Source organism: Nitrosospira sp. Nl5, from assembly GCF_900102495.1.
In the GTDB taxonomy this organism is placed as follows: domain Bacteria; phylum Pseudomonadota; class Gammaproteobacteria; order Burkholderiales; family Nitrosomonadaceae; genus Nitrosospira.
Genome location: NZ_FMVQ01000003.1, coordinates 86,603 through 108,067, shown reverse-complemented (window position 1 = coordinate 108,067; position 21,465 = coordinate 86,603). Strand labels below are relative to the sequence as shown.

Below are 21,465 nucleotides of genomic sequence, written 5' to 3'. Positions count from 1 at the left end.
AAAAATTCATAATTCGATGCGCTTGACTACCCGTTCCATTTGCATGAAGCGGGAACCCTTTATCAGTACAGTGACATCTGCAGCCAGCCGGTTCTCTACTTCAGCCAGCAACTCCTCAATATCCGTAAAATGCCGTGCGCCGGGACCGAATTTCGCGGCGGTATGAGCGCTCAAATCTCCCAGGGTAAATAGTGCGTCAATTCCGGCAAGGCGTGCTTCGACACCGATGCGCTCGTGGAAATCCCTTGCGCTATCGCCCAGCTCGCCCATGTCGCCCAGCACCAGAATTTTTCTACCCTGCGCCTTCGCCAGCACCGCCAGCGCGGCTCTCACCGATTCGGGATTAGCGTTATAACTGTCGTCTATCAATGTTGCGTCATGCAAGCAGCGCTTCTTCTGCATGCGCCCCTTCACGCCGCGAAACCCGCTCAGTCCTGACGCTATCGCCTTGTTACCGATGCCCATCGCCACAGCCACCGCTGCTGCTGACAATGCATTCTGTACGTTATGTTTACCCGGGACCTGCAGCTTCACCTCCTCGGCCCCATCAGGAAGCATCAGCGCCATCTCGCTGCCGAAAAAATCAAGCTGATAGCGTGCGCTTACATTCGGTTCTCCTTCCAGACCAAAATCCACCACCCTTCTATCGCCTGCGAGTTTGCGCCATAGCGGCGCGTAAGGATCATCAGCATTGATCACGGCTGTTCCGTGTTGATCCAGCCCCTCAAAAATTTCCCCTTTGGCGCAAGCCACCGCTTCCACCGACACCAGTTCTTCGACATGAGCCACTCCCGCATTCGTAATCAACGCTATGCCGGGCCGGGCCAGCCTCGTCAAATACGAGATCTCGCCGGAATGATTCATTCCCATTTCGATTACCGCATACACGTGCTGCCCCCGCAGTCGCAACAGCATTAACGGCACACCGATATCGTTGTTGAGGTTGCCTTCCGTCACCAGTAACTTCTTTTCGCCATCGATCTGTTCTGCCGCGTCCACCGCTTGTTGCAAAATGGATGCGATCATTTCTTTCACCGTGGTTTTACCATTGCTGCCGGTCACCGCAACCACTGGAATATTGAAATGGCTGCGCCAATAGGCCGCCAGCTGGCCCAACCCCAACCGCGTATTCTTCACCAGGATCAGGGGAATCATCGGTTCCTGGCTTTGGGTCCATGCGTCGTGGCTGACCATTGCCGCCACAGCGCCTTTTTCCTTCACTTCGCCTATAAAATGATGGCCATCGAATTTTTCTCCCGTTAAAGCGACAAATAGATCACCGCGCCCCGCTGTACGGCTATCGGTGCTGACACCGGCAAAGAACACATCCTCACCCCGCCATTCAGCATGTAATGCATGGGCTGCTTTCTGCACGGTCATCATGTTTGCACCTGTACCCTTACTAAATCCCGCAAGATATTCCGCGCAACGTCAATGTCCTGGAATGGAAGCTTTTTTCCATTTATTTCCTGATACGCTTCATGCCCTTTTCCGGCGATCAAAACTACATCACCTTTGTGCGCACCTTGAATTGCCCGAAGAATGGCTCCCCCCCGGTCTTCCTCGATGTGGCAATTGACGCCCGCACCCGCGGCGATCTCGTCGATAATGACCCGCGGGTTTTCTGTCCGCGGATTGTCACTGGTAATAATGACTTCATCAGCCAGCCGCGTCGCCATCGCACCCAGCAGCGGCCGCTTGCCGCGGTCGCGCTCGCCTCCGCAGCCGAATACGCAGATCAATCTTGGATTTCCGGCTTCCCTTTCCGCGTCCGCACCGGAGCCAGTGCGAAGAACTTCGCGCAGTGCCACCAGCACCTTTTCCAGGGCATCCGGAGTATGGGCGTAATCGACTATTACCAGCGGCTGCTCGCCGCCACCCAGCTGCTGCATTCTGCCTGCTACAGGCCGCACCTGCTGCAAGGCTTGCACCGCGTCCGGTAGTTCGATGCCGCTGGCAAGCAAGGTGGCCAGCACCCCCAGCAAGTTTGATGCGTTGAAGCCACCCACCACTTCAGACTTAAATTCTGAATATTCAGATTCAAATCCATTTTCATAATCAATACCGAACTCCAGGCCTTGTGGACTGGTCTTGAGATTTCGCCCGCGAACCATCCCGAATTTTCCGGAATCCCGAATTCGAACCGCTTGTTCAGTCAATCCATATCCAATTATCCGCGTCTCCGTGCCTGCGAGTTGCCTCGACAATTCGACACCGAATGCATCATCAAGATTAAGAACGGCATATTTAAGGCCGGGCCAATGAAACAACCGTGCCTTGGCAGCAGCGTATGCTTCCATGTTGCCGTGATAATCGAGATGATCGCGTGACAGATTGGTGAACAAGGCAACCGCGAATGCGACGCCGTTAATACGCTCTTGCGCGATTCCGTGCGATGACACCTCCATTGCTACGGACTTCGCGCCATCCCGCAGGAAACCCGCCATTTTTTTGTGCAATAAAACGGCGTCAGGCGTGGTATTTGCAGTGAATTCAAGCTCGCCGGGGAAACCTGCCCCCAGCGTGCCGATGACCGCCGTTTTTCTGTCCAGGGCAGCCATGGCGTGGGCAATCCAGTGACTGCAGGACGTCTTTCCATTCGTCCCGGTAATTCCAATTAGCCATAGTTTCTCCGACGGGTGGCCATATACGCTATCGGCGATGATGCCTGCCCTGGATTGCAGCCTCTCTATCGGCAAATTAGGTCGTTGCCATTCCCTGTCCCACACAAAGCCGCGCCGTTCCCACAGCACCGCATTTGCTCCCGCCGCAATTGCATGAGGAATAAATTCGCGGCCGTCGCGCTTTTCGCCGGGGTAAGCCAGAAAAGTATCCCCTGGCTTCACAGCGCGGCTATCAGTGGCAAGATTTCTTATCCGAACACCAAGCTTATCAAGTTCATGCAAATCGAAATCTGCCTTTGATTTTTCCCTGGGTTTCGATCGCCCCACGCTAAATTCCCGGTTCATACGTCGCCCTTCAACTCAGGTACCGCGGTGAATGACACGACGTTATTGATGGGTGCGTCATGTGGCACGTTCAACATGCGCAAGGCGCCGTCCATGACCCGGCTGAACACTGGCGCCGCCACCGCGCCGCCAAAATATTGTCCGGCTGACGGCTCATCGAGCATCACCGCAATGACAAATCGTGGACGAGAAGCCGGGGCATAGCCCACAAATGTGGACAAATAACGGTTTTTTGCATAACCGTTGCCCTCCAGTTTATGCGCCGTACCTGTCTTGCCTGCCACCCGATAGCCATTAATCTGGGCTTTCGGGGCAGTGCCTCCCGGTTGCGCCACCATTTCCAGCATCCTGCTCACGGCGAGTGCGGTGTCTCGCGAGATCACTCGCTTGCCTACCGTGGGTGCATCGAGCCGCAATAGCGACACAGGCTTCAATTCACCCTCCGCAGAGAACAGCGTATAAGCGCGCGCCAGTTGCAGGAGACTTACCGCAATACCGTGGCCATATGACATCGTGGCCTGCTCGATAGGGCGCCAGGTGCGATGTGGGCGAAGTTTGCCGCTGACCTCTCCGGGGAATCCTGACCCGGTAGAGGTGCCAAATCCCGCATCGCTCAGCATTTCCCATAATGCTTGCGGAGGCAGCGACAAGGCGATCTTTGCAGAGCCGACATTACTGGATTTCTGGATCACTTGCGCCACCGTCAAAAGACCTTCCTTGTGCGCATCGCGTATTGTCGCCTTGCCGATGGAAAATGTACCGGGCGCGGTCTCGAATACTGTATCCGGCGTTACCCCCCCTGTCTCCAGCGCTGCCGCTATTGTGAACGGCTTCAGCGTCGAACCCGGCTCGAATACGTCGGTCAACGCCCTGTTACGCGCTCTCCCGCCGTTCATTCTCGTCCGGTTGTTTGGGTTGTAAGCAGGGAGATTGACGAGTGCCAGTACCTCGCCCGTCTGCGCGTCCAGTACCACAACGCCGCCCGCTTTCGCCTTGTTGGCTTCGACCGCCTGCTTCAATTCACGGTAAGCGAAATACTGGATCCTGCTGTCTATGGACAGCGCCAGATTTTTACCGGACTTTGGCGCTCGAATACTTTCCACATCCTCGACAATACTTCCTTTACGATCCCGAATGACGCGGCGGCTTCCGGGTTGGCCTGCTAGCTCATTTTGCCAGGCGAGTTCGATTCCTTCTTGCCCCTTATCGTCCACGTCGGTAAAACCAAGCATATGCGCTGTCAACTCGCCGGCCGGATAATACCGGCGGAACTCACGCTTGAGAAACACCCCTGGCACGTTGAGTTCAACCACCTTCGCTGCGATATCCGGCGACAAATGGCGCTTCAGGTATACAAAGTCCCGCCGCCCGCTAAGACGCTTACGAATTTCCTCGATATCCATCTCAACCAGGCTTGCCAGTTTTTTTAATTGCTCCGGCGTTGCCTGCACATCCTGCGGGCTCGACCATAGCGATTCCACGGGTGTACTGATTGCCAGCAGCTCACCATGCCGGTCTGTTATCATTCCCCGGTCAGCGCTCATTTCCAGCACGCGGCTGTAACGAGACTCGCCCTTCTGCTTCAGAAAGCCGTTGTGCATTCCCTGCAAATAGGCGGCACGCCCAGTCAACCCGGCCAATCCCAGCAATAAAATTGCCGCCAATAGACGTGAGCGTCCGGCAGGCAAAACAATAGGCGGTGCGTGCCTGATCATCATAGCTTAGGCCCTTCCGCAAGATCAGCCAGGTTGCTGGAATTGGCGGAGTTCGCCAACGGAAGAATCTGAACACGGGATGCATCCGGCACGCGCATGTTGAGTTGTCCCGTCGCGATTTTTTCAATGCGCGCATGCGTCGCCCAGGTACTCTGCTCAAGTTGCAGCTGTCCCCATTCCACAGCCAGCTGCCGCGCCAGTTCCTGCTCTTTTTCCAGTTCTACAAAAAGCTTACGCGCCTTGTGCTGTGAAGTCACAACACTCAGCGCGCAGGCGATGAGGATTAAAATCAAAAGAATATTTGCCCTAATCACATCAGCCTCTCATTAACAGCGGGCGTCGCAAAGCACGCTTTTCATTATGTCGTGTTAATTCGTTCGGCCACCCGCATTACTGCGCTTCTGGCCCGCGGGTTGACTGCGATTTCGCTTGGGCCGGGACGTATTGCCTTGCCTACCAAACGCAATTTATGCCGGCTCAAAAGCTGCACCTCTTTTGCTCGCAACGGCAGCCCTCGAGGCAGCATGTCGGGATTCGCCGATTCGCGCATGAAACGCTTCACTGTTCGGTCTTCCAATGAATGAAAGCTGATAACCACGAGTCGCCCTCCAGGATTCAATACCTCCACGCATTGCGGCAGGGCCAGCGACAACTTCTCCAGCTCCTGATTGAGATAAATCCGTATAGCCTGAAAAGTGCGCGTCGCCGGATTCTGCTTGTTTTCCCGCTCGCGTTCGCGGGAGCGCACGGCCGATGCCACGATCGTGGCAAGCTGAAGCGTAGTGACGAGAGGTTGCCGCGCTCTTGCCGCAACAATCGCTCTTGCAATCTGTTTAGCAAACCGTTCTTCGCCATAGTTTCTTATCACCTCTTCCAAACGCGCTTCTGAAACGACAGCAAGCCATTCCGCGGCTGTTTGTCCCTGGGTGGTGTCCATGCGCATGTCAAGCGGTCCCTCCAATCGGAAGCTGAATCCGCGCGGCGCGTCTTCAAGCTGGGGCGACGATACCCCTAAATCCAGCAGCACCCCATCCACCCGATTCACGTTTAACCTCTGCAATACCTCCCGTATCTCCGAGAAACTGCCATGGACCATGCAAAAACGCGCATCGCCGATAGTCTGCCCCACTTCCAGCGCAGCCGGATCCCTATCGATTGCGATCAGCCTGCCGCTTCTTCCCAGCCGCTCCAATATCAGCCGACTGTGACCGCCGCGTCCGAAAGTGCCATCCACGTATATCCCGTCCGGCTTGATTGACATCGCCTCCGCCGCCTCGTGCAGCAAAACCGTGATATGCCCGCCACTGTCGACCACGGTATCACAGCGAAAAGCCATCAAGTTCCGCCGGAATGCCATCCTTGAAAGCGAGAGCGCTTTCGATTTGCAGATTCCATTTTTCGTCGTCCCACAATTCGAATTTCGCACCTTGCCCCACCAACACCACGTCTTTGTCCAAGCCGGCAAACTGGCGCAAGAGAGGCGGCACGAGAATGCGGCCAGCGCCATCCATCTCCACGTCGGTGGCATTCCCGACGAGAAGACGCTGCAGACTGCGGGTTTGTGCATTGAAACTGGATAGACTGTTGAGTTTTTGCTCTATTGGCTCCCACACCGGCTGGGGATAAACCAGCAAGCACTTGGAAGGATCAGCGGTGACAACCAAACGGCCGGCACAAAAAGACATAAGCCCCTCGCGATATTTCGCGGGCACCGCGAGTCTACCCTTATTGTCCAGGCTGATAGAGGTACCGCCGCGAAACATCTTGTCCCTTTAATTAAGGGAAACCGATTTTATGATTCCCCACTTTTGCCCACTTCTACCCACTGTAGTTAAAAAAAATGGGGAAGTCAAGGGAATAAACAGGCTTTTTTGTTATGGGACAAAGACTTAAAATTAAAAGGCAGCAAAACTTGACTAGACGAATAAATGATTTAAATAAAAGGGATACATAAGAGAATTGATGTAATTTAACCTACTAAAATTACGGAAGCCACAATCGAGAAAATGGGCAGGGAGGGATTATTTTAAGAAAGGGAACTGCTTTTACGACTGAGAATTTGCTCATAGTTATCGCTCACGTTGACGTCGGGACTTCTCCCGGAAACGTTGTGAGTAAGCGAGAAAGAATAGCGCAGTTCCGAGTTTTAATTCGGATAGTTTGAGACTTCGTTGATCCGTCATAGTCCATCACTTTCGCGATACCGACGTTACGCCTAGCACGTTCTGTATCAAACCAAGTACCCGGCGCAACTGCGTGAGATCTGTAATTTTCAGGGTGAATTGCATCATTGCGGTAACGTCACGGCTTTGGGTATGTGTGGCGATAACGTTGATTTTTTCACGCAAAAGGATAGAGGAAATGTCGCTAAGCAACCCCGGCCTGTCCTCCGCCTCGATCTCGACGTCAACCGGATAACTTGCTCCTCCCTTCGTTGAATCCCAGTCGGCCGCTACCAGACGCTCGGCGCTCTCGGCGGAGAGCCGTGACAGACTGGCACAACCCTGACGGTGTATCGTAATACCGCGCCCACGCGTGACAAAGCCGATAATGGGATCGGGCGGCGCCGGCTTGCAACATTTTGCCAGCACAGTAAGCAACTTGTCGACGCCGACGATGAGTACGCCTCCCTCCGGTTGCTGGATAGCTTTCCTGCTGGCCGGCAACGACGGTTCGGCAACCGTTGTCACAGTTGCGGCCGCTGGCTCAGCCTTGCCGCTTAGAAATGCTCCCAATTGACGGCTATTGATGTCGCCCCGGGCGACTGCGGCGAGGAAGGCATCAATTTTAGTAAACTTGAATTCGGCCGCCAGCTTATCCAGCCCCAGCGCCGTCATACCGTGGCGCTGTAATTCCTTCTCCACTAACGCGCGGCCCTGCACCACCGAATCCTCGCGTTTCCGGGAGCTAAACCACTGCCTGACTTTTGATCGGGCGCGATGGCTTTTGAGGTATCCCAAGGCAGGGTTGAGCCAGTCACGGCTCGGGCCGCCCTGTTTGGCAGAAATGATCTCCACCCGCTGCGCGTTTTGCAGCGGATAGTCCAGCGGAACCATGGCGTCGTCAACCTTTGCGCCGCGGCAGCGGTGCCCGAGATCGGTATGCACATGGTACGCAAAATCTATCGGTGTGGAACCTTGGGGCAAGGCAATTACCCTGCCTTGCGGAGTCAATACATAGACCGAGTCCTGAAACAGCGCAACCTTGAAATGCTCGGCCAACTCCTCCGCATCCTCCACATCGTTTTTCCATTCCAGGATTTGCCGCAGCCAGGCGATTTTTTCTTCGTATCTGGCGTCGCGTTTGGCCCCTTCTTTATAGCGCCAGTGCGCGGCAACGCCCATCTCGGAATGCCGGTGCATCTCGTGGGTGCGAATTTGCACTTCAATTACCTTGTCTTCCGGACCGATAACCGCGGTATGCAGCGACCGGTAATCATTGCCTTTCGGCCTGGCAATATAGTCATCGAATTCCTTCGGGATTGGCATCCACAGGTTATGAACCATCCCCAAAGCGGCATAGCAGTCCTTCACGTCGTTCACAAGGATCCGTACCGCGCGGGCATCGTGGATTTCCTTGAAATCCACATCCTTGCGTTTCATTTTTTTGTGGATGCTGTAAATATGCTTGGGGCGTCCCGTCACTTCGGCTTCGATACCGGTCTGCTGCAGTTCGCGCTGCAACTTATCCACCACCAAGGCAATATAGCGTTCCCGGCTGATGCGGGTATCTTCAAGCAGTTCAGCGATTTTTTTATAGCGTTCGGGTTCGATGATCCGAAAAGATAAATCTTCCAACTCCCATTTCATTTGCCACAGGCCCAGGCGGTTGGCCAGCGGGGCAAAAATATCCAGCGTTTCGTGCGCAATCTCCACTCTTCCTGGAATGCTGTTTGCCGCGACATATCGAACCGTCTGCACACGGTCCGCCAAGGCAATGATGACAACACGAATGTCTTCGGCCATTGCCAGCAGCATTTTTCGTAATGCTTCGATTTGCGCACTGTGATCCGTGGTACCCGCGAGACCGCCGCCATCTCTTGCTCCGAGCGTCTGAATGCGACCCACACGCGTCACGCCTTCCACCAGTTGAGCCACAGTTGGGGTGAAGGTTGTCGATAATTTTTCCTTGTATCCGTCCAGATAATCCGGGGCAGCGTAAAGCATACCTGCCGCCAGTGTGTCGCTATCCACCCGCAACGATGCCAGAACTGACGCTACACCCAGCATATGCTGCGTAACCGGCTCGCCGGTGGGCAAACACTTTCCGTCATATAGCGGTTGAGAAAAATCCCGCGCGGACCTCAGCATCTCGATTTCGCCGGGAGAAAACATGGCGATCACGGATTCCGGCCAGGAGACCTTGTCCCGTCCGCCGACCGCGGAAGCAGAGGAAAGTGTCGTGGAAGAGAAAGCCTTGGAAGCTGCTGGGTCTGATAACTCGTCGCTCATTACGTTACACCTACCTTGATTCGTCAATATCCGGTATATCCTGCCAGTACCGGCGACGCAGCGCACGCGCGGTTTCGACCGCGAGACTGTTATCCGCAAAACGCAGCAGTATCGCCCCATTGGAATCGCTACGCAGCACGTTGCTTCCGAGTGCCCGATAGCGGTTCACCACTTCGCTCCGCGGATGCCCGAAGCGGTTGCGATAGCCAACGGTGAATATGACCAGCCGGGGGTTCACCTGACGTACAAACGCATCGGTGGAAGAGGTTTTGCTGCCGTGATGGGGCGCGACCAGCACCATAGAGGAGAGCATATCGCTATCGTACGCGAGCAATTGAGATTCGGATTTTTTTTCGATGTCACCTGGCAGCAGTACGCTGCCGTGGGCTGTCGTGATTTTCAGCACACAGCTTAAAGCGTTCGTTTTAAGCTTGGGGTTACTGTAACTCTGTTCCGACGGATGCAGCATGTCGAAGCGCACTCCGTCCCATTGCCATGATTCTCCCGCACTGCATCGCTGCCGGTTGGCAGCGGCCAGCTGGATTGGATGATCGACATGCAACGACGAAACCAGCCGCTCCACCGGCACCGCTTCCAGTACCGACAACGCACCACCACTGTGATCCAAGTCCGCATGCGTTACAATCATTGCATCAAGCTGCTTGACCCCTTCTCCACGCAGAAAGGGAACGATAATACGGTTGCCGCTATCTGTCTCGGAACCGAAACCCGGCCCCGTATCGTAGAGCAGCGCGTGGTTTTCCGTACGTGCCACGATTGCCAGTCCCTGGCCGACATCCAGCACGGTGAGCCATAGCTCTCCCGAAGCCGGTTTTGGCGGCAATACCAGAAATATCGGTAGCAATGCCACCGCTCCCAGCCAGCGAGCTGGAAAACCTGCGGTAAACCCCAATCCCTGCCCCCAACCCGATCCTCCCGGCAGCAGCATCCAGACAATGCCGGCCATAGCGGCTGCCACGGTCCATGCGGGCGGCGCATGCTGGCTCCAGACCGCCTGCGGAACCTCGCTCATCCATCGCATTACGTCCATACAACCGCTCAGCACAGCGTGCGCGGGCAGCAACAGGAAATCAAGCGGCGGCAATGTCGCCAACAGCGTCAAGGGGACGACCACCAGGCTCACCAGCGGAATGGCAATGGCATTAGCGATTGGCGAAACCAGCGATACCTGCTGAAACATCACCAGTAGCGGCGGTACCAAGCCGAGCGTGATTGCCCACTGTATCCGCGCCCAACCATTGAACCAATGCATTTTACCGATGCGCCCCGCCGATACCAGCATGATGACCGCTATCGCGCCGAACGACAACCAGAAGCCGGGCGATAGTATCGCCCATGGATCGAGAACGATTACGGTCAGCAATGCCCAACTCAGTACTGACATTGCGGAAGTGAAACGTCCCAGCCACAAAGCGATGGCGACTGCGGCGAGCATATAAACCGTGCGCTGCGCCGGAACCGCGAAGCCCGCGAGCAATGCATAACCCAGTGCCGCCGCCAGTCCCGCAATAACCGCTGCTTTGCGCGCGGGCAGCCAAAGCGCCAAGCGATAACTCCTGCGCCACAACCAATACACCAGCGCGAAGATAAGGCCCGATACCATCGTTACGTGCAATCCGGAGATGCTCATGAGATGGTTTACGCCGGTACGCGTAAATATTTGCCATTGTCCGGCTGGAATAGCGCGCTGGTCACCCACAGCGAGCGCAACCAGGACTCCCGCATAAGCATGATCGGGCAATGCCTGAATAAAACGGTCGCGAATCTCCTGGCGCAAACGCTCAACGCGGTATGCGGGCAAATTCACCATTTCGTTTAGACGCAAATTATCGTCAGCTTTCCGCACGTAGCCGGTCGCCCGGATATTGCGTTCCAGCGCCCATTCCTCGAAATCGAAGCCGTGAGGATTGACGCTGCCATGCGGACGTTTGAGCCGCGCGGTAATCCGCCAGCGTTCACCCGCACTAATCCGGGGCAGCGCGGAGCTGGAAGTTTCGGCATGCTTGCCGCGTTCTTTGTACCAGGCAAGAGAAATGCGCGCGGGAACGATAGCACCATGCGTCAGCACCTGCTCCACGTCGAAGGCAAAGCGCACGTTGTGTTCATTGGCTTGCGGTAGTTCCGCTACAACGCCAATCAACTGAATATCGCGTCCTTCCCACGCATGCGGAAGCACATCAGCCATGCGCCACTGGGCAAACGCCGCTGCCCAGAAAAATCCGATAGCTACAAAAATCGCTACGACCAGAATCTTTCCAGGAACCGCGAAAATAGCGGCTTGACAACGCCAGAGTAAAAACGCGGGCACCGCAACCGGCACTAGCATCCACGCCCAGGCAATTTCGGGTAGCTCGGCCTGCTGTTGCAGCAGCCCTACCCCAAGGGCAAACGCAAGAATACATGTCCGCATCGGTGTTTCCGCTGTCTTCTAAATCATGTAGCTAAGGGGAAAATTACTGAACAGAGGGTTAGACTGTTCCTCCGCTGAATGCTGAACCACCGCTTTTTAATGTTTATCATCAAACATCAGCGATTGGCACTTCTCCGCACATATCGACCCGTGCCTTACCTTGAGCGGGCAGATTCCCACTTCGGATCGCACCTATCGGCCTTTTATTATGATTGCACGTCCCGCCAGTATTTCCGTACACTCTTCTCGTGCCCCGAAAATTCTTCAAAAAATATCTGCCCTCTCACGAAACCGTTCGACAGAACCGGTTTGTCGGGCTGTTCGGAGAACTGCTGCACCACCACAACCTATGGCATCTGCACCGCCGGTCGGTGGCGGGTGGCGTGGCAGCCGGGCTATTCGCAGGCTTGATCCCCGGCAGCAATCCGGTACAGTTCTTTTTCGCTGCTTTGTTTGCCATTCTTTTCAAAGTGAATCTTCCGGTAGCAATAGCTACCACACTTTATTCCAACCCTTTCACCGTCGTGCCGCTTTATATTGCTGCTTATGGCATTGGCGAGTTTGTCATGGGTGGCGGCGCAGGGGATATGCCTCCAACCGAGTTGCACCTGATGGATAAGAATATCAGCGAATGGGCTCCTGCATTGATTGACTGGGTAATGTCGCTTGGCAAACCGTTGCTCGTAGGAATATTTCTATTGGCGTTGCTGCTTGCCCTGGTTGGCTATTTCGCGGTGCGTGGAGCGTGGCGACTGTATATTATTTATGCATGGCGCAAACGAGCGCAGCGCATCAAAGCAACCAAAGGACAGCTCTGATTTCGATCGCAGCCGAACCGCCGGCGTCATGAAGAATACGGGACAAGCGGATTGCCAGCGCTCCGTGCGGCAAGGTTTACGTGTTAAGTACCTGCTCGAAATTGAGAATAGGGATTCGATTGCAGTGGCTCTGCGCCTCACTAGACAAGCATGCCATCTACCAGCTGTAGCATCCGTCCGGCCTTCTTGGCCAGATCCGGATCATGCGTCACGATGATGAGACTTGCACCCACGCTGCGATTCAGTTCGAGCATCAATTCGAATACTCCTCCGGCCGTACGCCTGTCGAGATTGCCGGTAGGCTCATCCGCGAGAACACAGGTGGGCTGAGTCACCAGCGCGCGGGCCACCGCCGCACGCTGACGTTCGCCCCCGGAGAGCTCCCCGGGTGTGTGCGAAAGACGGTGGCCCAGCCCTACCTGTTTCAGTATTTCCGCTGCATGACGGTATGCCTCCTTATTGCCGGTGCGCCGGATCAGTAGCGGCATGGCGACGTTCTCCAGCGCGCTGAATTCCGGCAATAAATGGTGAAACTGATAGATAAATCCCAGCGACATGTTGCGCAGCTTGCATCGTTCTTCTTCATTGATAGCGGCGATATCCTGCCCGATGATACGAATATCGCCGCCGGTAGGGGCATCCAGTCCGCCAAGCAGGTGCAATAGCGTGCTTTTGCCGGAACCCGATGCACCGACAATAGCAAGCGTTTCGCCAGCCAGGACATCAAGGTCTATGCCCAGCAAGACCGGCACTTCCAGCTTGCCCTGATAATAACTCTTGCGCAGGTTGCGGCAGGAAATAATGGTTTTATTCATACCGCAGCGCCTCCGCGGGGTTGACCCTGGACGCTCGATAGCTTGGATAGAGGGTCGCCAGCAGTGTCAGCACGAACGATACCGCTGCCACAGCCACAATGTCGCTCATTTGCGGGTCGGATGGAATCTCACTGATGTAATAAACCTCCGGTGAAAGGAATCGCACACTGAACAGGCGCTCAATCAGCGCGATCACCGCCTCTACATTATATGCCAATAGCATTCCACCGATGACGCCCAGCGTAGTGCCGACGATACCGATCAGGGTACCTTGCACGATGAAAATTTTCATGATACTGCGCGGGCTTGCGCCCAACGTGCGCAGAATAGCGATGTCGGACTGCTTGTCGGTTACCGCCATCACCAGGGTCGATACGATATTGAATGCCGCCACCGCGATAATCAAAGCGAGAATAAGCGACAGCATGCGCTTCTCAATCTGTATCGCGCGGAAATAATTGGCATGCTGGCGGCTCCAGTCGCTGATATGAACATCAGTGGAAATCGTTGGCGCAAGTTCTCGCGCGACTTGCGGCGCCTGGAACAAGTCGCGTAGCTTCAGCCGCACACCCGATACCTGGTCATCCTCCATACGATAGAGCGTTTGTGCATCGGCCATATGAATTAGCACCAGTCCCGAGTCGTATTCGGAATGTCCTGCCTGGAAAATACCGGTAATCGTAAACTGCTTCAAACGCGGCAATATGCCTGCGGGTGTTACCTGCCCCTGGGGTGAAATCAACACAATTTTATCACCCGTGAATACGCCCAGTATGCGCGACAATTCCAGGCCGATAATGATGCCGAACTGACCGGGCACAAGATTATCAAGCTTGCCATCCACCATCATGTCTGCGAGATCGGCCACATTATTCTCCATAAGCGGTAGGATGCCTCTTACCGCAACCCCACTGACAACTTGATCGAACGACACCATGCCTTGTGCGCTGACATAGGGCGCGGCACCCTCTACTTCCGGGTGCCTGAGTGCTTCCTCTGCAACCTGCCGCCAGTTTGTCAGCTTGCCGTCAATGCCGCTTACCTGGATATGCGATGCCACGCCGAGGATGCGCGTCCGTACTTCTTTCTGAAAACCGTTCATCACCGACATCACGGTGATCAAGGCGGTCATGCCAAGCGTGATACCCAGCAAGGAAATCAGCGAAATAAAGGAAATGAAATGATTGCGACGCTTGGCACGCGTGTAGCGCAGACCGATGAAGAGTTCGTAGGGAGACACGGATAACAATACCTGGGTATAAGAAGGAATGCCGAAGTTTGCCACATTCCATCAGGGCTTGACAGACAACCAGGTGTTCGGGCTTTGCCATTGCCTGCTATTTCCGTGCAGAAAGAGTGTTTCTTGGCTGTGCAACGATTTTTTCAGTGAACAGCGCTGATGAAAATTAAAATTCACCTCTTATGCCCGCCAAAAGGGATATTCCCGGCAACGGCGCAAAATTCTTCAAAAAAGAGGTATGCACACGCATTTCTTCATTAAGCAGATTCTTGCCTTGAAGAAAAAGCCTAATGCCGTTCGACTTGGTTTTCTTGATACGATAACTGACCTCGGCATTCACCAGCGTGTAACCGGAAGTACTTGTTTCAAGTTCCGCCAGACGGTTTTGGCCCATCACGCGGATTGCGCTCACGTTGGCTGTCCAAGGCCCCGTCTTATGATTGAATTCCAGCCCAAACCGCGGCGGCGTGATGCGCGGCACATTACCGCCACTATCCAGTTTTCCGCGCACATAATCGGTAAACAGGCGCAGATCGATCGCATCCGGCTTCAATGTGAGGATTGCTTCCGCTTCCGCTCCATAAAATCTCGCCCCGGCTTGCGCAAAATTCTGCATGAGAAACTCGCCATTGGGATCCAGGGCTCCGGTATCATCCGAGCGATCAGCCACGCCGTCACCATTCGCGTCGACGCTTCGTACAAAAATATAGTTACCAATCCAATTATGGAAGACGTTGACTTTCCATTTCACGAGACCGGTAGTCTTGCTCAGCGCGAGATCGATATTGTTGGTTGTCTCGCTGTTCAAGGCACTATCGCCAATCTGGAAGGTGGCCGTTCCGTGGTGCGCACCGTTTATGTACAGCTCTGCCGTAGATGGCGCGCGCTGGCCCCTGGTCGCTGACAGACCAAGTCCATACCCATCCATGAATTTCCATAATGTGCCTGCGGAAACATTGTAGAGATTGAACGCGCGCTGCAGATCCGCCCCGCTCTGGGGGTTTTGTGTGGCACGCTCGATGCGCCCGCCGAGTTCCAGACGCCAACGATCCCAGTTGCGCTCTTCGATCAGGAATATGCCGGTGGAACGCGATTTCGTAACAGGTATCACGGCCTCCTCGCCCAAGGCGGAAAAATTGCGGTCCTGAAATTGCACTCCGAGTACCCCCTTCCAGTTTGCAATTGGTGCGTGCAAAAGCTCGGCACGGCTTTCCAACCCCTGATTTTTAAATCGAGTGGCGATGTCGCCGGTACTTTCGATTTCGGCGTGTTTGTAATCGTTGTAGCCCATACGTACTTTGAGTTTCTCGAAACCAATGATTGGCTTATCCAGTTCGCCTGCCAGATCATAGCGGGTTTGCTTGAGATCGATTTTCGAGCCCTCAGGACTGGGTATGCCGTATTCGCTCTCCAGTCGCGAGACCGATCCGCCGACGAAGCCTCGCTCGCCGACAAAGGATCCGCCCATCGACAGGCCGCCCGAATCGACCGCGCTATTTTTGACAACCCCCTTCGGACTGTTCGGGTCGCTCTCATCCGCTCGCCCCGGAATGTGGTAATCACCAGTTTTGCGCTTGAAGCCCCCTACGCTCCATGAGGCGCGGCCGATGCTCCCCGTCGCGTTGAACGCGCCGCTACGCTCCTCTGTCGCTGTGTTGCCGCGTATTTCAGCATTGCCCTTTGGTGATTTGAACAATTGATCCGGAATACGGCCGGATACGACGTTGACCACGCCGCCGGATGCCCCGCTGCCATAGAGCAACGTCGCCGGACCTCTCAGGACTTCGATCTGGGAGGCATTGAACGATTCAACCGTTACCGCATGGTCAGGACTGACGCTCGAAAGATCGAGCGTGCCGATGCCATTTTCCAGCACTCGAATACGGGGGCCATCCAGACCGCGAATGATCGGACGGCCCGCGCCTGGCCCGAAAGAACTCGATGCCACGCCCAGCTCGCGGGAAAGCGTATCCCCAAGGCTCGCTTCCCGCTTGCGGCGCAGATCGTCGCCCCGTAATACCGAAACAGGTTGAGCCATATCCAGCTCGCCACGATTCTCGAATGGCGTGGCGGTAACCGTGACCGGTGGCAATACACTACTCTTGCCAATGGTTTCAGCTTGAACGGCCGATACGCCGATCGCGGCAACGGCAATGATACCAATGACATTTCGACTTGAACAATTCATGCTGCTTCTTGAAAAAACTGGAAGCCGACGGGTCTTCTGCAACCATGTTGCATTACACTCGAAATCGGACAACTCGTTATTTACCGCTGACTGTTTGGTTGCTGATGCAGCCCGATCACCCGGCAAACGTCAAATGACGAATTCCGGTTATGAGCCGCCTGCAAAAGAAGTAAAGGAGCTACGCTCGCGGGGGAGCGCGCGTGAGATACGGAGAGGTAAGATTACGAAGGACTTGCCTGGATTTTACGCGCAGCAACCGCTGCCGCATTGTTTGACCAAAAAAGAAAATTGCCAGGATGGGGAGAATAATGCTGAATGCTGTCAAAGCCAGACAGTCAAGACAAATCTTGTCGGCGTCGGTGTCGCTTTCTCCCTGATTGGTATCAGCTTGAGTCGTGCTGATCGTATCGGTGTGTGCGACGTGTGTGAGCGCGTGCGCCGCCTGAAAGACCGGGACGAAGGACAGCGCCAATACCAGAACTAGAAATAATTCCTTACGTAATGCCATGGAACGGTATTTCCCCTAACGTCAGCATCCCGTTACCGCCTTTTATGCTTTTATGGACTGGCAGCTTGTCACACGCACTCTGCACATAACCCTTTGACCGTCAGTTCAATTTCCTGCGATCGATAACCGGCAGGTAGCGGGCCATCATACTTGGCCTTCAGATCATTGAGGCAAATTACCGTTGTACAGCGCGTGCATTTAAAATGCGCATGCCGGTGCAGATTCGCCTCGACATTTGCACGAAAACGCCACACCCGATCATCACTCACAACTTTATGCACAAAATATTTTTCGTTCAGCCATTCAAGCACGCGATAGAGTGTGACCCGATCCAATCTGTGCCCATCGCGCAAGCGTTCTTCAATTTGGTGATGCGTAACCGGCCGTCGTTCCGCCAGGAGAACAGCAAGAATTCGAACTCTGCCAGATGTCGCCCGATCGCCAGTGCGCCGAATCATCGCTTCCGCTTGTTCTTGAAAGTTCATAAATAGAAATGGTATTGCAACACAGTTGCGTTTACTATAATCGGATAACTCCGCCGTTGCAATAACAATTTGATTACTTCCCCAAAATAAAGAACCTGAAAAATCAAAGTATAGGAAACACGAGAAACTAGCGCACCGTAATTTGCTGTGGCTGGTATGGTTCATTTCTTCATCCTGAGGATATTATGGGCGCGGCGCAAACAGGATATCCCCAGAATAAGCACATCACGAAATGATGAACCGCTCGCATGTCACCAAAGCTTGATGTGTCTCACCAACAAGTATTTACATGGTTAAATCAGATCGTATCCATTTTATTCGACTGGTAATTGCGCTTGCAGGCGTTTGGCCTATCGTCTGCTTTCGCCGGTACGACCTACACGGCGGACCCGGATACTTATCTCGCGAAACTAAAGATACTAGAGTCGGGCGCTCACCTACAGTTAATGCCGGGAGAATATAAGCATGGCCTGCCTGTGCTATACCTTCATGGTACCGAACAGGCACCGATTACGATTTCAGGGCCGAACAAGGAGCCGCGCGCCGTATTTGTGGCGCGACGGGGGCATAACACGGTCAGTATCATAAATTCGAGCTACGTCACTATTCGCAATCTGGATCTCGACGGTCGAAATCTGCCGGTGGACGGAGTTAAATGCGAAGGGCATGCGGACTGGGCGCACCACATCACACTTGACGGATTACGCATTCGCGGTCATGGCAACAATCAGCAGACGGTGGGTATTTCCACCAAATGCCCAGCCTGGGGCTGGGTAATTCGTAACAGTGTGATCGAAGCTGCCGGAACTGGCCTTTATCTGGGTAACTCGGACGGGCGCGCACCATTTATCGCGGGTTTGATCGAGCATAATCTCATTGTTGATACGCTCGGTTATAACTTGCAGATCAAACATCAACTGTCTCGTCCCACTTTGCCGGGCATACCGGATGGGAACAGCACGACAATCATTCGCCACAATGTTTTCAGCAAGGCGCGCGGTGGATCGAAAGAGACGGCAAGGCCTAACATGCTGGTCGGTCACTGGCCGCTTACCGGGTCGGGAGCGAACGATAAATATCTTATCTACGGTAATTTCTTTTATCAGAATCCACACGAATCGTTGTTCCAGGGCGAAGGCAATATCGCGTTATACAATAACCTGTTCGTGAACCATTTCGGCGATGCGATGCAGATCCAGCCGCACAACGATACGACACGCGCAATAAGCGTTTTCTACAATACCGTGATAGCCAAAGGGACTGGCATAACGTTCACGCGGCGTGATCATGATCCCATGTATCCCCAATTCATCACGGCCAACATCGTATTCGCCAAATCACCAATGCGCGGGGCCGCCTTGGGAAAAAACCTGACGGGTGAGTTGGACGAGGCGCGGGAATATCTTATCACGCCGTTTGCGCCACTAGGCAAGATGAACCTGATGCCGTCAGGGGCTGGGACGCGGAAGCATTCCGAGGAAAGCATGCGCTTTGATATTTACCCAGAGGCCGATCTGGACTTCGATGGCAGTTTGCATGCCACAGGCAGAATGGGCGCCTATGCCCTCAACAGAGACAGACCTCGTTGACTGCCAGCACTGGAAATTAAACCAGTCCCCCAATAATGTCGTCACATCCAACATTCTTTCTTTAACCAAAGATATTCGATAGAAAAATGCGCGTTCTATCAGTTATCGCAATACTGATTGCTTATGGGTCGCTATACCCTGGCGACTTTGCCACCCCTGGCGCAGGTGCCACAAAGGAATTCCTTACCGATTGGCGTTTGTTCACTTCCCGGGGAGATCTGCTGGGTAATTTGGCGCTTTTCTTCCCACTCGGAATAGTGGGTATATTATTTGCCTCACCCAGCCCGAGTGTAACGATTCGCGTCGCCTGGTTACTTCTTCTAGCGCTCGCTTTCTCATTCGTCCTTCAGCTAGCCCAGGTTTGGCTGCCCTCCCGCTCCCCAGCACTGGCGGATGTCATGTGGAATATGGCGGGCATGATGCTAGGTATGGCGACGGCGCATTTAATAGGAAAGCGTACATCTGGAAGGGTGCGCGCATTCGATTCCGCTTCGCTTGCAGCCCAATCGATATTGGTATTGTGGCTGCTCACCGAGCTATTGCCCCTCGTACCAACCCTGGATTGGCAAAAATTCAAGGATGCGCTAAAGCCGCTTTTTCTGGACTATACCTTGTCGTTTCCGACGGCGATGATGCATGCAACTGGAGTGATCATTGCGGGCAGCGCTTTCGTGGCGCTGAGACAGCGGCCGGGTTGGTGGCTGTTGGGCGCAGTCGTCCTGGTGATGGCGGGAAAGCTTGCTATTGTGAACTTAACATTGAATGCGTCGATTCTTACAGGCGTCCTGACAGGTTATATAGGATTTCTGGTTATGCTGCCCCTCGGTAACACGAAAATATTTGCGTCAGCATTCTGGTTGCTATTCGCTGCGTGGTCTATCACGGCAATAATGCCGTTTTCTCCCGTTTCGGGGGGGGCCTTCAATGGCATCCCTTTCCAAACCATGCTCCAGGGGTCAATGGAAACCGGTGTTCGGGGACTAGTCCAGTCGCTATTTATTTATACCGCCCTGCTATGGCTTGCGCAAAAAACAGGAATGGGTATCGGGAACGCGATGGTGGGATTGACTATATGGACATGTTTGATCGAGCTAGTGCAGATGGGTTTACTTGGCCGCACAGCAGATGTGACAGAACCCATTTTGTTATTGCTGGTTGGCTGGGTATTGTCTGTAACGCAAAGCTTCGGGGCGGCAGACAGGCGAGAAGTCGGAACATCAGCGTCGCAGCGGCAGCCTGCCCCGTTGAGATCCACTCAGAGATGAGCGGAAAACACGCGCTTGGTTTGATAACGGCTGGAATTGCGGTATGTGTGGCGATGGGCTGGTTGATTACGCAGTCACCTTTGACACCCTATAACATTCGCGAACTGGTTTACGATGGCCATCCCCTTCGATCGCTGGTATTGCTTGCCGACCTGGTGTATTGGGGAATAGGTTTTCCAATACTGATTGCACAATGGCTGGCAGGTGAGCTATATCTGCTCAGCTTCCCACCATTGGTATTGCTGCATGGGCTGATTGCATGGTTGCTGCTGTGGCCCTCAGTGCCAGGCGAAAGCATCCATGACATCCTTGGATCGCCTGTACTGCACTGGCCTGGCCATGGGAATGGGAATCACTCGGCCGCTTTCTGGCATTGTTCAGCTTCTGAAGCATCGCGGCAACGGCTGGTGGCTCATTGCCGGGTGGTACACTCTTCCTGGTGCCAAGTCAGCGCTATTGGGATGGCTAGTGGGCGCCCGCCTGCTTATCCCGATCTCATACTACATCGTGGTAGTGGCAGCCGCCACGGATAATCTGGTCGAGCTCATTGCCGGGAATGGTAGCGTAGTCGCATTTTTGCTGATCGGCGTGGCTATGACAGTCGTGGCATTCTGGGGCGCGAAGGGTGCGCTGGCGCTGATTCCAGGGCAGCATGTCAGGTAAGGACAGCCGCGTGGATGCTTGGGTCTGGCTTTCTGGCCTACCTGGTGCTTTATTTCGGCGCGGAGCAAGTAATCGTCAAGTATGGCCAAGCGTTTTCGCATTGCAGTTCTTACTGAGTAGCGATCGTTCTCATCTGACCAAACCGGATGAGTTGATAGTCCGATACACCGCGTTATATGGCCTTTTTATCGCGGCCATGATAATGGTGCAATATCCGCTGTGGCGTCGGGTCATGCCAGCATCGCCCCAGCCCGGCAGGCATATTGGCCAGCGTTTGCGATCACCTACAGACGAATAGTAAGTGCTGAAGAATTTAACCCTGAATCCA

17 protein-coding genes are annotated in these 21,465 nt (G+C 54.3%); 4 read left to right on the top strand and 13 right to left on the bottom strand.

Going from position 1 to position 21,465, the window contains the following annotated elements; genetic code table 11:
* Positions 1 to 6 precede the first annotated feature (6 nt).
* The 8 genes from murF to BLP45_RS04490 all read right to left on the bottom strand — a co-directional run bounded on the left by murF (position 7) and on the right by BLP45_RS04490 (position 11,566).
* Entirely contained in the window at positions 7 to 1,383 is a 1,377-nt protein-coding gene (gene murF, locus BLP45_RS04525; protein ID WP_176754662.1) for a UDP-N-acetylmuramoyl-tripeptide--D-alanyl-D-alanine ligase, read from the bottom strand.
* Positions 1,380 to 2,969, bottom strand: a complete 1,590-nt coding sequence (locus BLP45_RS04520; RefSeq protein ID WP_090370238.1) for a UDP-N-acetylmuramoyl-L-alanyl-D-glutamate--2,6-diaminopimelate ligase — start codon at positions 2,967 to 2,969, stop codon at positions 1,380 to 1,382. The genes murF and BLP45_RS04520 overlap by 4 nt, the downstream gene beginning before the upstream one ends.
* The gene (locus tag BLP45_RS04515; protein WP_090370236.1) at positions 2,966 to 4,687 is read right to left on the bottom strand and encodes a peptidoglycan D,D-transpeptidase FtsI family protein; all 1,722 of its coding nucleotides are present in this window, start codon (positions 4,685 to 4,687) and stop codon (positions 2,966 to 2,968) included. The genes BLP45_RS04520 and BLP45_RS04515 overlap by 4 nt, the downstream gene beginning before the upstream one ends.
* Complete coding sequence (gene ftsL / locus BLP45_RS04510; protein WP_090370234.1) at positions 4,684 to 4,998, bottom strand: cell division protein FtsL; 315 nt, start codon at positions 4,996 to 4,998, stop codon at positions 4,684 to 4,686. Before ftsL ends, BLP45_RS04515 begins: the two co-directional genes overlap by 4 nt.
* A 44-nt stretch (positions 4,999 to 5,042) precedes the next feature.
* Entirely contained in the window at positions 5,043 to 6,020 is a 978-nt protein-coding gene (rsmH, locus tag BLP45_RS04505; RefSeq protein ID WP_090370232.1) for a 16S rRNA (cytosine(1402)-N(4))-methyltransferase RsmH, read from the bottom strand.
* Positions 6,004 to 6,447: a division/cell wall cluster transcriptional repressor MraZ gene (gene mraZ, locus BLP45_RS04500; RefSeq protein ID WP_090370230.1), complete on the bottom strand. Its 444-nt coding sequence runs from the start codon at positions 6,445 to 6,447 to the stop codon at positions 6,004 to 6,006. Before mraZ ends, rsmH begins: the two co-directional genes overlap by 17 nt.
* Positions 6,448 to 6,873: 426 nt before the next feature.
* Positions 6,874 to 9,135, bottom strand: a complete 2,262-nt coding sequence (locus tag BLP45_RS04495; RefSeq protein WP_090370228.1) for a RelA/SpoT family protein — start codon at positions 9,133 to 9,135, stop codon at positions 6,874 to 6,876.
* 10 nt (positions 9,136 to 9,145) lie between these two features.
* Positions 9,146 to 11,566, bottom strand: a complete 2,421-nt coding sequence (locus tag BLP45_RS04490; RefSeq protein ID WP_090370226.1) for a ComEC/Rec2 family competence protein — start codon at positions 11,564 to 11,566, stop codon at positions 9,146 to 9,148.
* Between the two features lie 248 nt (positions 11,567 to 11,814).
* Here BLP45_RS04490 and BLP45_RS04485 point away from each other — a divergent pair, with 248 nt between their 5' ends.
* Complete coding sequence (locus BLP45_RS04485; protein ID WP_090370224.1) at positions 11,815 to 12,384, top strand: DUF2062 domain-containing protein; 570 nt, start codon at positions 11,815 to 11,817, stop codon at positions 12,382 to 12,384.
* A gap of 140 nt (positions 12,385 to 12,524) precedes the next feature.
* On the opposite strand, the gene lolD is transcribed toward BLP45_RS04485, so the two are convergent.
* From lolD to BLP45_RS04460, 5 genes are all read right to left on the bottom strand, one after another.
* Positions 12,525 to 13,199, bottom strand: coding sequence for a lipoprotein-releasing ABC transporter ATP-binding protein LolD (lolD, locus tag BLP45_RS04480; RefSeq protein WP_090370223.1), 675 nt, complete (start codon positions 13,197 to 13,199; stop codon positions 12,525 to 12,527).
* Entirely contained in the window at positions 13,192 to 14,439 is a 1,248-nt protein-coding gene (locus tag BLP45_RS04475; RefSeq protein WP_090370476.1) for a lipoprotein-releasing ABC transporter permease subunit, read from the bottom strand. The genes lolD and BLP45_RS04475 overlap by 8 nt, the downstream gene beginning before the upstream one ends.
* 166 nt (positions 14,440 to 14,605) lie before the next feature.
* Complete coding sequence (locus BLP45_RS04470) at positions 14,606 to 16,627, bottom strand: TonB-dependent receptor (RefSeq protein ID WP_090370221.1); 2,022 nt, start codon at positions 16,625 to 16,627, stop codon at positions 14,606 to 14,608.
* 178 nt (positions 16,628 to 16,805) lie between these two features.
* Positions 16,806 to 17,135 carry a hypothetical protein gene (locus BLP45_RS14315; RefSeq protein WP_143002395.1) on the bottom strand — a complete coding sequence of 110 codons (330 nt, stop codon included), beginning with the start codon at positions 17,133 to 17,135 and terminating at the stop codon, positions 16,806 to 16,808.
* A 68-nt stretch (positions 17,136 to 17,203) separates the two neighbouring features.
* Entirely contained in the window at positions 17,204 to 17,785 is a 582-nt protein-coding gene (locus BLP45_RS04460; protein ID WP_256327681.1) for a Fur family transcriptional regulator, read from the bottom strand.
* 281 nt (positions 17,786 to 18,066) lie between these two features.
* Between BLP45_RS04460 and BLP45_RS04455 the strand changes: the two genes are divergently transcribed.
* From BLP45_RS04455 to BLP45_RS04445, 3 genes are all read left to right on the top strand, one after another.
* Positions 18,067 to 19,209, top strand: a complete 1,143-nt coding sequence (locus tag BLP45_RS04455; RefSeq protein WP_256327680.1) for a right-handed parallel beta-helix repeat-containing protein — start codon at positions 18,067 to 18,069, stop codon at positions 19,207 to 19,209.
* Between the two features lie 86 nt (positions 19,210 to 19,295).
* Positions 19,296 to 20,474, top strand: coding sequence for a VanZ family protein (locus BLP45_RS04450; RefSeq protein ID WP_090370217.1), 1,179 nt, complete (start codon positions 19,296 to 19,298; stop codon positions 20,472 to 20,474).
* A 300-nt stretch (positions 20,475 to 20,774) separates the two neighbouring features.
* On the top strand, positions 20,775 to 21,137 hold the full coding sequence (locus tag BLP45_RS04445; protein ID WP_090370215.1) for a hypothetical protein: 363 nt from the start codon (positions 20,775 to 20,777) through the stop codon (positions 21,135 to 21,137).
* The last annotated feature ends 328 nt before the right edge of the window (positions 21,138 to 21,465 follow it).